The 14006-nt window shown below is 50.6% G+C and carries 13 protein-coding genes; 11 read left to right on the top strand and 2 right to left on the bottom strand.

Annotated elements, in window-relative coordinates:
• Together AC27IB_RS01600 and AC27IB_RS01595 are read left to right on the top strand one after the other, a co-directional pair.
• Positions 1–215 (top strand): cupin domain-containing protein (locus tag AC27IB_RS01600; RefSeq protein ID WP_487118460.1); only part of this gene is annotated, 215 nt, incomplete at its 5' end.
• An 82-nt stretch (positions 216–297) separates the two neighbouring features.
• Positions 298–1518 (top strand): NAD(P)-dependent alcohol dehydrogenase, encoded by a 1221-nt coding sequence (locus AC27IB_RS01595; protein ID WP_487118458.1) that lies wholly within the window; start codon positions 298–300, stop codon positions 1516–1518.
• Between the two features lie 68 nt (positions 1519–1586).
• On the opposite strand, the gene AC27IB_RS01590 is transcribed toward AC27IB_RS01595, so the two are convergent.
• A complete protein-coding gene (locus AC27IB_RS01590) occupies positions 1587–2540 on the bottom strand; it encodes an AraC family transcriptional regulator (RefSeq protein WP_487118456.1) in 954 nt (317 codons plus the stop codon).
• Positions 2541–2750: 210 nt separating this feature from the next.
• Here AC27IB_RS01590 and AC27IB_RS01585 point away from each other — a divergent pair, with 210 nt between their 5' ends.
• The 9 genes from AC27IB_RS01585 to AC27IB_RS01545 all read left to right on the top strand — a co-directional run bounded on the left by AC27IB_RS01585 (position 2751) and on the right by AC27IB_RS01545 (position 11255).
• A complete protein-coding gene (locus AC27IB_RS01585) occupies positions 2751–2969 on the top strand; it encodes a cyclophilin-like fold protein (RefSeq protein ID WP_487118454.1) in 219 nt (72 codons plus the stop codon).
• Between the two features lie 183 nt (positions 2970–3152).
• Positions 3153–3884 carry an MFS transporter gene (locus tag AC27IB_RS01580; protein WP_487118452.1) on the top strand — a complete coding sequence of 244 codons (732 nt, stop codon included), beginning with the start codon at positions 3153–3155 and terminating at the stop codon, positions 3882–3884.
• Positions 3859–4353, top strand: a complete 495-nt coding sequence (locus AC27IB_RS01575) for a PucC family protein (RefSeq protein ID WP_487118450.1) — start codon at positions 3859–3861, stop codon at positions 4351–4353. The genes AC27IB_RS01580 and AC27IB_RS01575 overlap by 26 nt, the downstream gene beginning before the upstream one ends.
• Before the next feature lie 86 nt (positions 4354–4439).
• On the top strand, positions 4440–4991 hold the full coding sequence (locus tag AC27IB_RS01570; protein WP_487118448.1) for a protein tyrosine phosphatase family protein: 552 nt from the start codon (positions 4440–4442) through the stop codon (positions 4989–4991).
• A gap of 25 nt (positions 4992–5016) precedes the next feature.
• Complete coding sequence (locus AC27IB_RS01565) at positions 5017–5826, top strand: glucose 1-dehydrogenase (protein ID WP_487118446.1); 810 nt, start codon at positions 5017–5019, stop codon at positions 5824–5826.
• A gap of 212 nt (positions 5827–6038) precedes the next feature.
• A complete protein-coding gene (locus AC27IB_RS01560) occupies positions 6039–6290 on the top strand; it encodes a hypothetical protein (RefSeq protein WP_487118444.1) in 252 nt (83 codons plus the stop codon).
• Between the two features lie 230 nt (positions 6291–6520).
• Positions 6521–8200, top strand: coding sequence for a methyl-accepting chemotaxis protein (locus tag AC27IB_RS01555; protein WP_487118442.1), 1680 nt, complete (start codon positions 6521–6523; stop codon positions 8198–8200).
• A 138-nt stretch (positions 8201–8338) separates the two neighbouring features.
• Positions 8339–10228, top strand: coding sequence for a M1 family metallopeptidase (locus AC27IB_RS01550; protein ID WP_487118440.1), 1890 nt, complete (start codon positions 8339–8341; stop codon positions 10226–10228).
• Positions 10229–10352: 124 nt separating this feature from the next.
• Positions 10353–11255, top strand: a complete 903-nt coding sequence (locus AC27IB_RS01545; RefSeq protein ID WP_487118438.1) for an alpha/beta hydrolase — start codon at positions 10353–10355, stop codon at positions 11253–11255.
• Between the two features lie 63 nt (positions 11256–11318).
• Here AC27IB_RS01545 and AC27IB_RS01540 read toward each other — a convergent pair whose 3' ends face one another.
• Positions 11319–13592 carry a CHRD domain-containing protein gene (locus tag AC27IB_RS01540; RefSeq protein WP_487118436.1) on the bottom strand — a complete coding sequence of 758 codons (2274 nt, stop codon included), beginning with the start codon at positions 13590–13592 and terminating at the stop codon, positions 11319–11321.
• Between the last annotated feature and the right edge of the window lie 414 nt (positions 13593–14006).

The raw sequence follows: 14006 nt of genomic DNA, 5'->3' as shown, positions 1-14006 counted from the left end.
TGGGCTGGACACAATGCGAGGGCGGTAAGAAAACAGAAATTCGCCCCGGTGACATTATTTGGTGCAATTGTGGCCGTCGCCACTGGCATGGCGCTACTGACACTCAAGCAATGCAACACGTAGCAGTGCAGGAAGCCCTGGATGGTAAAGCCGTTGACTGGCAGGAGCCGGTAAGCGACGGAATCTACCTGGCGGAAGACGTCGTTAAAGACTAGCTGATTGTCCACACTCAGGCGCCGACCGGTGTCTGAGTATTCTCTGTTTTTCTAATTTCGGGCCTAAGCCTGAGGGATCTCTATGTGCAAAAATAATCACGAACATACTGCTAAACACGCATCGCCAACCGCTTCTCATGGTGTTTCACGTCGTCAATTTATTCAGTCTTCCTCGGCCATGGGCGCGGGTATCATGCTGTCTGGCATTGTCCCCTCATTGTCTTCGGCTGCTCCGGTTTCCCTAGAGCCCGGTGCAAATATCAAGTCCAAAGGGTATGCGGCTTTTGATACGTCCGGAGTACTCAAACCCTGGGAGTTTGAGCGTCGTCCGGTAGGCGATGACGACATTCTTATCGATATCAAATTTGCCAGTATCTGCCATTCTGATATCCATCAGATGAAAGGACACTGGGCACCTCAGCAATATCCTCAGGTACCCGGTCATGAGATCGTCGACATTGTTGCCGCGGTGGGTAAAAATGTCACTAAGTTTAAAGTGGGCGATCGGGCAGGGGTTGGCTGTATGGTAGATGGCTGTTCCGATTGCGATACCAGCACAAGCCGTGGCGAGCAATACAGTCCGAAAACCAAGTTTACTTATGGCCATCCGGATGAGCGGTCGCCCACTGGCATTACTCAGGGCGGCTATGCAACCAATATTGTGGTGCGCGATCATTTTGCAGTGCACCTTCCTGCCGCGATCAGCTTTGAAGAAGCGGCACCTTTACTCTGCGCGGGTGTAACCACCTATTCGCCGATCCTTAAATTTGAGCTGAAAAAAGGCGATAAAGTGGGGGTTGCCGGTATTGGCGGGCTTGGCCATCTGGCCGTTAAACTGGCGGTGGCTAAAGGCGCAGATGTTTATGCCTTCACCACAACGCCCGACAAAGTTGAGGACATCAAAGGCTTTGGGGCGAAGGAAGTCATTGTGCTCGACAGCAACGACAAGCTTAACGAGTACCGCGGTCAGCTCGATTATATGATCAATACGCTGCCGGTAGCCTATGATGTTGCCGCGTATGCGGCGGTGGTTAAACCCTTTGGTACCTATACCCAGGTGGGGATGCCCAATGGCTTTACCGTGTCAGTCAATGCGTTGGCATTATCGGCATCGCAGGTGAATTTCAACGCATCATTAATTGGTGATATGCAGGAAACACAAGAGATTGTGGATTACTGTGTTGAACATAATATTCGTCCGGAGATTCAGGTGATCCCGGCCAGTGATGTGAATAAAGCGTGGGAAAGTGTGGTTAACAAAACGGCTCGCTACCGCTACGTAATTGACTCGTCAACTATCTAACGGTAACCAGCAAGGCGCTGCAAATGCGTAGCGCCTTGTTGGTGTTGTGTTATTGGTCGGGTTGAGGCTTAATGTTCAGACCCCATTAAAACACCGCTGACTTCCTTACCCCCCATCTTTTGCCACTGGCTTTCGATATCCCGCTTTGGCGAAGCGCCAAACAGGCGGGAGTATTCCCGTGAGAATTGCGAAGGGCTTTCGTAGCCCACCCGATACGCCGCGGTTGAGGCATCCATGTCTTCCCCGAGCATCAGACGGCGAGCTTCCAGCAGGCGCAGACGTTTTTGATACTGCAGCGGACTCATAGAGGTTAACTGGCGGAAATGGTGATGAAAAGTCGACTTGCTCATCTGCGCCATATCAGCCAGTGATTCAACGCTGTGGGCTTTGTCATAATTTGTTTTCAGCCACTCAATGGCTTTGGCGACACGCAGCCCCTGACTGCCAGCGGATACCACCTGACGGAGTCTGGCGCCTTGTTCGCTGGTCAGTACGCGCCAGAATATTTCTCGTTTAATCAGCGGCGCTAATACGGCGACTGAGTCAGGCTCGTCGAGTAAATTAACCAGGCGCTCGCAGGCGTTATACAGCTCAGGGGTCGTTTGTCCAAGTACCATACCTTTGTCTGAAAGGCTCTCAGTAGGCTTGGTGTAGGGCGCTTGCAGGATAAGTTCACTCATGACTGCTAAGTCAAACTTGATCACCAGACCCAGATAGGGGGTTTCTTTATTTGCTTCCAGCACCTGCATGCGGGCCGGTAAGTCGAGTGAAGTGATCAGAAAACGGTGTTTGTCGTATTGAAATGTGTCGTCGCCCAGGGTCATGCTTTTCACGCCCTGGACCACCATGGCAATACTAGGTTCAACCACACACAACGAACAGGACGATGCGGCCTCGGTCTGTCGGTAAAAAGAGAGTCCTTCAATAGCGGTATCGAGCATGGCTTTACCGGCGGTTTTACGGTCTATTTGAGCTGCCAGTCGAGCCCTGGTTGCCTCTAAAAGCGAATTATCTGTAGTCACTTACTTTCTCCTCTACCCGGTATTGCGTAATGTGATAGTCAAGTCTACCGTATGTTACTTAGTTTAGTATGAATAAATCCTTTCGTTCGGATTAATGTGCAATAGAATTGCATGAATTGCCTGTTATTTTGACGGCAGGTCAGAAAAAATAGCATGTATGACTAGTGGTGAAATTTAACCTGACAGGATCACTGTCAATAAGGGATGAGAATGCAAATTACTTTCACAGCCGGAAATCACACATTATCCGCTGAACTTAACGATTCGGCCGCGGCGCAGGATTTTGCCGCCCGTTTACCGCTTACACTGACCCTTAAAGACTATGCCGGCATTGAAAAGATTGTAGATCTGGATAACCCTCTCGATACCAGCAACGCCCCTGACGGCCACAAAGCGTGTGCCGGGGACATTACCTATTATGCGCCGTAGGGAAATCTGGCGCTGTTTGGAAAATCCTTTGGTTATGCGAGTGGGTTAGTCAGCCTGGGCAAGTTCACCGGCGACTATTCGTTACTTTTTCAGTCACCTCAAATTGAGGTAATGATAAAGCTAGCTTAGCTTAAGTTCGTTTTTACCACCTGCTAAATCTATCTTTCCCCGGAGCTGATTATTTTGAAACTTCAATCCAACGCCACGTTCTGGGTGGCGTCATGCGCATTCGTGCTGGTTTTTATGACCTCCGGCACACCCATTTCCCTGTTCAATCTGTATCGGGCCGAAAATGGATTAACCAACGCTGACCTTGGTGTGGTGTCGCTGGCTTATTTCATCTCTGCCGCGGTGGCGCTACTGATGTTTGGCCGTTTATCGAATCATGTAGGTCGTAAACCCATGGCGCTTATTGCCATTGGCTGTTGCGCGCTTTCCTGTGTGTGCCTGATGCTGATGAGTGATGTGACGCTGCTATTCGCCGCGCGACTTTTGCAAGGGTTTGCCTGTGGTGTGGCAACCAGCAGCATTGGTGCCTATGCCGTGGATGCCGGGGAACATCAGCCAAAATGGCTGGTTGCAGCAGTGGCCAGTACTTCACCAATGGTTGGGATCCCGCTGGGAGCGATTAGCAGTGGTGCATTGGTAACCTGGGGGCCGTATCCTAAAATCACCATTTTCGCCTTGGTGTTAACGCTGCTGCTGGTGTGTCTGGCATTGCTGTTTAATTGCCGGGAAACAATTAACCGTCAGCCCCGGGGCACTGAAGTCTTTGCGGCCAAGCCTGCACCTGCCCACCGGCAAAACGTTCGTTTTTGTCGCCACTGCCGGGGTAGTGATTTCTACCTGGTCGGCCGGTGGCTTTTATCAGGCCTTTGGGCCGTCGATAGTGGCAGAGCAACTGGCTATGGATAGCGCTATTGTGGCAGCGATTGCCTTTTCATCGATTATGGGCCTCTCGCCGTTTGGCAGTTACTTATCCGGTCGGTTATCACCGCGCCGGGCAGTGCAGTCTGGCATGGCGCTGTTTTGCGTGGCGGTAATGAGTATTACCCTGGCGTTGCAGCAGGGCGGACTGGTGTTGTTTATTGTGGCCAGTTTGTCGGTAGGTATTGCTCAGGGGCTCGCGTCTACGGCATGTATTAAATTACTGCTGCAGGATGAACCACAACAGTATCGGGCGGGTTTGTTATCCACCGTGTATATCATTTCTTATTCCGGTGCTGTATTACCGGCTTTTGGCGCCAGTATTGCGGCCAACTGGTTTTCGGTTTTCACTGTTTGGTGCGGCTATGCTGTACTGGGTATCGGGGCGGCCCTGATTGCCCTTATGGCCACAGTGCTGGCTCGCCGCGCCCGTCAGGCTCAGGTGGTGGGCAGTTAAGCGCCAGGCGGGTTGATTGCAGTTTACCGGGTGTTCTTTATACTGGCATTGAATAACAGCAGGTTTGCTGTAACAAGGAACAGGCAATGAATAAAGACAGGAATAGAACAGGCCGGACAATCCGCGCATGGCTGTTAGGGTTAGCCGGCTTTATGGCGTTTGCCGTCGGCGCAGACGAACAACCACTGACCAGCCTTAAAAATTATCAGGTCAATACGCCACAAATGATGAGCTCTGGCTTACCTGGTGCTGCTCATTTTGAAACCTTTAAATCCCTCGGCGTCACCCGGGTAATTGATCTTATCCCCGGAGACAGGGATGAGGAACAAACCCTGGTCAGCGATTTGGGCATGGATTATCACAATATTCAGGTGGAGTGGGAAAACCCAACGGTGGCCAATTTTGTTGACTACGTGGCGTTTATGGAAAGCCCGTCTCAGCAGGGCGTAACGTTAACCCATTGCAAGTTAAACTGGCGGGGCGCAGTATTCACCTATTTATATCGCGTGATCCGCCTGCAGGAAGACGAAGCCGTCGCGCGGGAAGATATGCTGGCTATCTGGCAGCCCAATAAAACCTGGCAGCAGTTTATCAATAAGGTAAAGCAGCATTACCAGGCGGAGTCTTTTTCGGGTTAATAGTTAATTTTTAAAGGAGGCAAGGATGCGTTTAACCAACAAAATAGCACTGGTGACCGGCGCTGCCAGAGGGATTGGCCAGGCAATCGCTGAAGAGTTTGCCCGACAGGGGGCAACGGTAATTGTGACCGATGTAGACGAACAAGCCGGTCAGCAGGTTGCCAGTGATATTGGTGACTCAGCGCAATTTTTGCCGTTGGATGTGGGTTCCGAGGCAGCTTGGGATGTTATTTCCGACCGCGTGCGCGACGATTTCGGCAGGCTCGATATTCTGGTGAATAATGCGGGAATTACCGGCTTTATGAGCCATCCCGGCCCGTTTGATCCTGAGCATTTTAACTTAGACAGTTGGCATGCCGTGCACAGGGTTAATCTGGATGGTGTTGCGCTGGGCTGTAAATACGCCATTGGCTTAATGAAGGACAGTCCGGCAGCCAGTATCGTTAACATCTCCTCACGTTCCGGCATGGTGGGAATTCCGGCGGCAGCGGCTTACGCATCGAGTAAGGCGGCAGTGCGAAATCATACCAAATCAGTAGCGCTTTATTGCGCGGAAAAAGGCTACTCTATTCGGTGTAATTCCATTCATCCCGGCGCAATCCTCACGCCCATCTGGGAGTCGATGCTCGGCGAGGGTGAAGCACGGCAACAAGCCATTGCCGCTATCGCCGCGGACATTCCTCTGCAACACATGGGAACGCCACAAGATGTAGCCTTTGCTGCGGTCTATCTTGCCTGCGATGAGTCAAAATATGTTACCGGCACAGAGCTGACCATAGACGGTGGTATTCTGGCGGGGTCGTCAGCCCGGCCTCCCACCAGTGACGAGGAATAATCTCAAGCTTTTCGCGGTCATAAAGCAAAGGGCCAAAAAAATAGATGTGGATCAAATTTTAATCAGTTGGCCCTGCTATACTTTAGTTTAGATAAAGCCAGTCGTTGTGCTTTGCCGGTTTACGGAGGCTGGCCAGCTTTATTCTAAACCTTATACCCTACATTTATTCTTTCGGTTGCCGTATTGCGAAAGACATAGCGACGGAGTTACCTATGACAGTGCATGCAATAAAATCGAAGTTGCCGTCCAAGGCCGATCAGGCTCTGATGGTAGAAAAAGGGCATCTATGGCTTCACTGCTTTAGAACCTGCAAAAGTTGTAAGGCTTTATCCAGGAATTTAACCCAGTACGAGTTTGGTGACGGCAGTTCTGTAATCCTCGATTCCAGTGCTGACTTTCCCGCACCGGTAGCGCCAGAATTAGTGATTCCGAGACTCCGTTACAACGGTATGCTTAGTCACTAAACATAATCATCTGCAATAAATTTTATCCATCCAAGGCATTACAGGGTAATGCCTTGTTATTATCTGTTTTAAATCAGCCAGATCTCATCCCTTCAATCCCGCTACACCTTTGTTGCATAATTTTTACACTATAATTACGTTTGATAGTGAATATAGTTGCTATTGGGCACGGATAGCTCATACTTTAGTTGAGTATATGCGGTATATCCTATGTGTTTGGAGTCTTTCACGTGAATCTGTCAATCAAGCAAAAGTTGTTACTCATTTCTATCGTACCGGTATTAATACTGGGAGGCGTAATGACCTTCTTATCGGTCTTTCAGGTCAATCAGCAAGCTGAAGAACGTTTATCGAGCAGCCGCGAAGTAATGATCAACGATCGCGAGAAAGAAGTGAAAGCGTTGCTCGAAATGGCCGTCAGTCTGATTAAACCAATCTATGAACGCGGGGGCAGTGTGGAGGAAGCGGCTACCCTGTTGCGCCAGTTTCAATACGGAGAGTCTGGCTATATTTTTGGTTATACCGACGAAGGCATCAGAGTCTTAAATGGTCAAAGTCTTGATAGGCTAGGCGATAGCTTCTGGGATCTGCAGGACAGTAACGGCGTTTATCTGATAAGAGAACTCGTCGCGGCAGGCAAAAAAAATGGTCTGGCTCAGGGCAATCACTACGTTACCTATTATTTCCCGAAACCCGGTCAGACGGTCGCCCATCCTAAGTTGTCGTATTCTGCGTATTTTCCAGACTGGCAATTAATGATTGGTACCGGTTTTTACATTGATGAAGTGGATCAGGAACTGGCGGTTATTGAAGAGGCGGTCTATAGCAGTCGCAATCATCTGGTGACTTTGCTGATTGTGAGTTGTATTTTACTTGGCGTGATTTCTTTTGTGTTTGGATTGCTTGTGCGTCGAAGTATTATCCGGCCGCTGGACGAAGTGAATACATCCATTCACAAGCTGGCTCAGGGTAACGGCGACCTGACTCGCAAGGTGGTGGTTGACGATCAGTTTGAAATGGGCACACTGGCAGACAATGTCAATCAACTGCTGGCCAATTTGCATCAGATGATGTGCATGATAAGAGATGTAACCAAAGACATTGAACAGGAGACCACGCATCTGGACGGACGCGCGTCTGGCCTCAATGTGATTGCACGAGAGCAGCAAAGTAATACCGATCAAATTGCCACGGCAGTCACTGAGTTATCGCACTCCTCACAAAACGTCACCCAACATGCCTCTGCCGCAGCCCAGGCCGCTCAACAGGCGGAACACCAAAGTGCAATGGCTGATAAAACGGTAGATGAGACTGTTAATAGCATGAATCAACTGGCCGAAGAAATTGGCCGTGCCAGCAGTGTGGTACAGCGGGTTGGCGGTGATGTGGACGGCATTGTTAACTTGTTACAGGTGATTGAGAATATCGCAGCTCAAACCAATTTACTGGCTCTTAATGCTGCTATTGAAGCGGCCCGCGCGGGCGAGCAGGGACGGGGTTTTGCCGTGGTTGCCGATGAAGTTCGCAGTCTGGCCAGTAAAACTCAGGCCAGCACGGAGCAGATCCAGGACATGATCCAGCGTCTGCAAAGCGGCTCACAATCAGCCTTGAACACAATGCAAGCCAGTCTTGATAAAAGTCAGGAAACGCAGCAACGGGTTGAAGCCACCCGTGAAGCCCTGCTGGCGATTATTACAGCCACCCAAACCATCAATCAGATGAATGCCGAGATTGCCTCTGCTGCAAATGAGCAAAGTGAGGTATCGGCCGATATCAGTGTGCGGGTGAACGAGGTGAATGAACATACCGGTCAGTTAGCGCAGGCCTCTGACGACAACAAGCAGGTGTGCAAAATCCTCAACGATAAAACCGAACGGCTGGAAAAGCTGGTGGGCCAATTCAGACTGTAAAGCGGGTTTCCCCGGGCCGCTTGTCTGTCTGACATTCGGCCGCCAACGCCTGTGTTTGGTCAGTTTGCTGATGCAAGCCGACGATGATTTCGCTACTATGACATAGAATCAAATCATCATAATAACAACAGGACGACAATGAAGAATCTTGCATGGTTACTGACCACCATTCCTCTTTTTACTGCTTGTACGCCAGCCCCTGAGGCTGAAACACCGGCCCCCATGGCCGACGTCGCTAAAGCAGACAGTGAAAACATTAAAGCCGGGGTGGATTATCATTCCTTCTCTAACCCTGCTGAAGTCACCGTGACTCACCTGGATTTGGATCTTACGGCTGACTTCGCTGCCAGTGTATTAAGCGGCAGTGCCACGCTGACTTATCAGAAACAGACTGCTCAGGCAGATACGCTGATTGTGGATACCCGCGACCTGAGCATTCAGAGCGTGACGGCCAACGGTGAAATCCTGGATTACCAGCTACAGCCTGCTGATCCGGAACTGGGCGCGGCGCTGGAAATTGACTTGCCGAAGCAGGGTAACAAGGTGACTATCGAATACGCCACCTCGCCACAGGCATCAGGTGTTCAGTGGCTTACGCCGTCACAGACAGCCGGCAAAGAGCATCCGTTCTTATTTACCCAGGCCCAGGCAGTCCACGCCCGTAGCTTTATTCCGTTACAAGACTCGCCACAGGTACGTGTGACTTACAATGCCACCATTCATACACCTGAAGCCCTGCTGGCGGTGATGAGCGCGGCTAACGATCCCGACACCGAGCGTGACGGCGAGTACGATTTCACCATGCCGCAGCCGGTACCGTCTTATCTGATTGCACTGGCCATTGGTGATTTGCAGTTTAAACCTATGGGTGAGCGCACCGGGGTTTACGCTGAACCGGCATTACTGGATGCCGCGGCGGAAGAATTTGCCGATACCGAAAGCATGCTGGAAGCTACCGAAGAAACCTACGGCCCTTATGGCTGGGATCGCTACGATCTGCTGATCCTGCCGCCGTCATTTCCTTTTGGTGGAATGGAAAACCCGCGCTTGTCGTTTATTACGCCAACAGTTATCGCCGGTGATAAGAGCCTGGTGTCGCTGATAGCCCATGAACTGGCTCACAGCTGGTCGGGTAACACGGTGACTAACGCGACCTGGCGCGACTTATGGTTAAACGAAGGTTTCACCACTTACCTCACTTATCGCATCATGGAGATGATTTATGGCCATGACCGTTTCCGTATGGAAGCCGTATTAGGTTATCAGGATTTACAGGAAGACATTGCTGCGCTGCCGGCCAACGACCAGGTGTTGGCTATCGATTTACGTGGCAGAAATCCGGATGATGTATTTTCTGATATTCCTTACGAGAAAGGTGCGCTGTTTCTGCGTGAACTGGAGCAAAAGGTCGGCCGCGAAAACTTTGATCATTTTTTGCTGAATTATTTTCAGCATTTTGCTTTTAAGAGTATCACTACCGATGAGTTTATCGCTTATCTGAACGATACCCTGTTAGCCGAGTACCCTGAAAAACTCGACAGCGAGCGTATTGATCAGTGGATCTTCAAACCGGGCATTCCGGCGGATGCGCCAATGCCAACCTCCGATGCTTTTACTATTGTCGATCAGGCCCGGCAGGACTGGTTGTCAGGTGAAAAATCCGCAGTCAGTATTGATACGGCGCAGTGGACTGTTCATCAATGGCTGTATTTTTTAAACAACATGCCAGAACAGTTGGCAGATGAACAACTCGCCGAGCTGGATAAGGCCTTTGGACTGACAGCCAGTAGCAATAACGAGATTGCTCATAGCTGGCTGATGATTGCCGTTAACAATGAGTATCAGCCCGCTTACGACCGATTATACGAGTACCTGGTGACCATTGGCCGTAACAAGCTGGTTAAACCCTTGTATCGTGAATTGTCGAAAACGCCACAGGGTAAAGCGTTTGCGAAGAAGGCATTCGATGAAGCGAAACCGGGTTATCACCCGCTTACCATCAAAGCCAATGAAGGCTTCGTTAACTAAATTATCGTGCCGTTAGCGCGCAGCTTACACTGCTGCGCGCCATTTTCATTGCCGGCGAGCCTTCCCGCTGTTTTATTGTTTATTTTATGTTAATTTGTCATACAAAATAACAGGAGAATAAACGGTGAAAAAATCCGGATTACTACTCACCTTAGTGGTGATGTTGAGCTTTTCTGCTCAGGCAGCCATTCGCAAAGTCGACCTTGAACTTTACCCGCAGGGAATTCCCGGAGCCATAGACACCAGTAACCAGGGAGAGTTGTTCGACGAACGTTACAATGACCGCTTTATTACTGCTATAAGTAAGCCTTCACTTACGCTTTACCTTCCTGAAAATAAGTCAGTTGAGAAAACGGTTATCATCTGTCCGGGGGGCGGCTATTTTGGCGTGTCATCTATTAAGGAAGGCCAGGAGGTGGCCGAAAGGTTCGCGGAAAATGGGGTGGCTGCCGCGGTTTTATGGTATCGGATGCCCAACCCCGCGACCATGGAAATCCCTCATGAAGGGCCGCTGCAGGATCTTCAACAGGCCTTTTACCGGCTTCGTCAAGGCGGTGAGCTGTGGCAACTGGAACAAAGTCAGTTTGGTGTGATGGGCTTTTCTGCCGGAGGCCATCTGGCGGCAACCGGGGCCACGCATTTTGCGCAGCCTGTGATCGACAGTTATGACCCTGAAGTGCTCAGACCCGCTTTCCAAATCCTGATCTATCCGGTGATCAGTATGCAGGCAAACATTACCCATGAGGGCTCACGTAATCTGCTATTGGGCGAACAACCCGACGCTGCTTTGGTAACCGCTTATTCCAATGAATTACAGGCTACTGAGCAAACCCCGCCGGCCTACATCGTGCACGCTAACGACGACAGCGTGGTGGTGGTTGATAATGCTCTTGAGTATTACGCCGCCTTAAGAGCGCAGGAGGTGCCGGTGCGGATGGTATTACTGGAGAAAGGCGGTCATGGCTTTGGGATGCGCCATCAGGTGGACTGGTTTGCCGGTGTGCTTGATTGGGTAAAAGCACAATAAACCGTTTATAAAAAAGGGGCGCTTATAGCACCCCTTCGAAGTTATGTTTGCTGGCAGGTCAGACTACTGAATCTGTCCCCGCAACTCACCGTTAGGGTACGCTGGCGTGTGCACATTTACATAATGGCCACCTGCAGCCAGGACGCCAAAGATTGTCGCATCAAGCATCGCGTTAGCGGGTGCCATCCAGCGGTTTGCATCATCACCGTCCTGCTCAAGGCCTAACAGCACTGGACCATCAATTCCTGCTGCGCCAGTATGAATGTGCGCGGCGGTTGCATCGGCTACGCCGCTGGTAACCACCTGCAGTTCAAGGCTGTAATCATCAGTGTTTACCAGCGCATAACCGCTGCCTGTGGCCGTGGTGGTAACCGCGTGGGTTTCCTGCTCGCCACTTAATCCGAAAGCCACCATTACAAAATTGTCGGTAAGAATTTGCCCGCGCAGCTCGCCACTCGGGTTGGCTGGTGTGTGAACATTAACGTAATGGCCACCAGAGGCGAGTACCTCAAATATTTCTGGGGTTAGCATGGTATCTGCGGCGGTCATCCACATGCCGGCATCATCGCCTGACTGTTCCAGAGCCACCAGCACATCACCGTTCATGCCGATCCGACCGGTGTGAATATGAGCGGCAGTAGCATCATCGACGCCATCAGTGTGAACCACCACATCTGCGTCAAAGGTTAACGAATTCACTAACGCATAGCCGTTGCCCGAAGCCATGGTGCTAACGGCAGGCACTTCCTGGGCACCGCTCAATCCAAAGGTCGCAATGACGTATTGAGGCGTAACAATCTGGCCGCGAATTTCACCATCAGGAAAGGCCGGCGTGTGCACATTAACGTAGTGGCCACCGGCGGCCAGGACGGCCAGGATATCGGCATTAATAGCAGTGTCGGCCGGTGTCATCCACATGCCGGGTTCAGTCATCGACTGTTCCAGTGCTACCAGTACATCCCCATTGGTACCAATACCACCGGTATGAATGTGGGCGGCTGTTGCATCGTCTACGCCAGTAGTATCAATCACCAGTTCCAAATCGTAAGTCGCAGTGTTGACCAGTGCGTAACCATTACCCATGGCTGAGGTGGATGCTACAGGTACCTGTTGATCACCGTTTAGGCGAAACGTCGCCAGAGCAAAGTTGTTAGTTAATATCTGGCCTCGTAATTCGCCACTGCCATTTGCAGGCGTATGAACGTTAACGTAGTGGCCACCAGACGCCAGTATATCAAACGTGGCGGCATCAATAGCAAGCTCATCTGGTGTGACCCATTTACCCATGTCGTCTGCCGATTGCTCAAGCGCAACCAGTACGTCTCCGTTCATGCCTACCCGGCCAGTGTGAATGTGCGCAGCGGTAGCATCGTCGACACCTTCGGTAACAACAGTTAGCTCTATGGCGTAAGAGGAAGTATCAACCAATGCGTAGCCACTGCCGTAAGCGTCGGTATCAACCACGGGGATTTCCTGTTCACCACTTAGTGCAAAAGTGGCGAGGGCGAAGTTATCGGTCAGGATCTGGCCGCGGATTTCACCATTCGGGAACGCATCGGAATGAACATTAACGTAGTGACCTCCTGATGCCAGCACACCAAAAATTTCCTCGTTAATCATGGTGTCTTCCGGTGTCATCCACATGCTGGCATCATCCATTGATTGCTCAAGTGCCACCAGTACATCCCCATTATTGCCTACCCGGCCAGTGTGGATGTGCGCAGCCGTAGCCTCAACATCGTCGGTGTAGATCACTAAATCCAGATCGTAGGTCGCCGTAGAGACCAGTGCATAGCCATAGCCATCAGCAAGGGTCGACACCGCAGGGACTTCCTGATTACCATCAAGCATGAAGGTCACAACCGCCATATCGTCAGTTACGATCTGGCCACGCAGCTCACCGTCTTCAAACTGGCTGGTATGCACGTTGATGTACCATTCACCTTCCAGCAGGTCGGTCATTAATTCGCTGCTGACATCGGTTTCGTCCAGCGTATAAGTCCCCGCTGTTGACCCTTCAGTGAATTCGAAGGCCACTTCTCCGTTACGGCCAATATCGCCATCGTGAATATGGATTGCCTGCACGCCTTCCACATTACTCACGTCCACCGACGCACGCATCAAGCCCAGCGTTTCGTCAAGCTCAACGGTGGCTGAAGCCATTTGCGCAGACATGTTCGCCGGAACCTGTTGTTTACCGGTTAAGTCTATTTCAATGGTAGTACTGGCGCTGAATGTGGGCGGGGGAGGGGGTGTTTCTTCTGTTTTATCGTCATCGTCTAAGCACGCGGTGAGCAGTGCGGTACATGCAATGATAGCGAGTCCTCTGAACTTCATCTTATTCTCCAGTGTTACATATAAATTACAAACCTTTAACGTCTCGAGTACATTTGGGGATCATAGAAAAGTATAAATTTTTGATGACGAAGAATAATGCTTTGTTAATGTTTGGGGCGTGGTTGGCCCGAGAGGGGTTTCAGATATCCCGGTAATCAGGCCTTGAGGCAGCGTTAAACAATGCCATTGCGATGAGTAGCACCACAATGTGACAGCAAAAAAGCCTCGGGGTTCGAAGGTTAAAAAATCATCAAAGCGGTGAACTGACCAGTTATAAGGTTCAGTTTACAGTGCACAACAGTTGGTTACACTTTAGCGACTAAATCTTAGTAACAATAAATGGTATTATTTGTCAGTTATTTCATCACCAAACAATAAAAATCTCCAATCCCAAACGACAGTGAGGACGCGTTC

The organism is Alteromonas sp. 4NH20-0104 (assembly GCF_057547795.1).
Note: the sequence above shows the minus strand (reverse complement) of the source record. Positions and strands in the feature narration are given on the sequence as shown.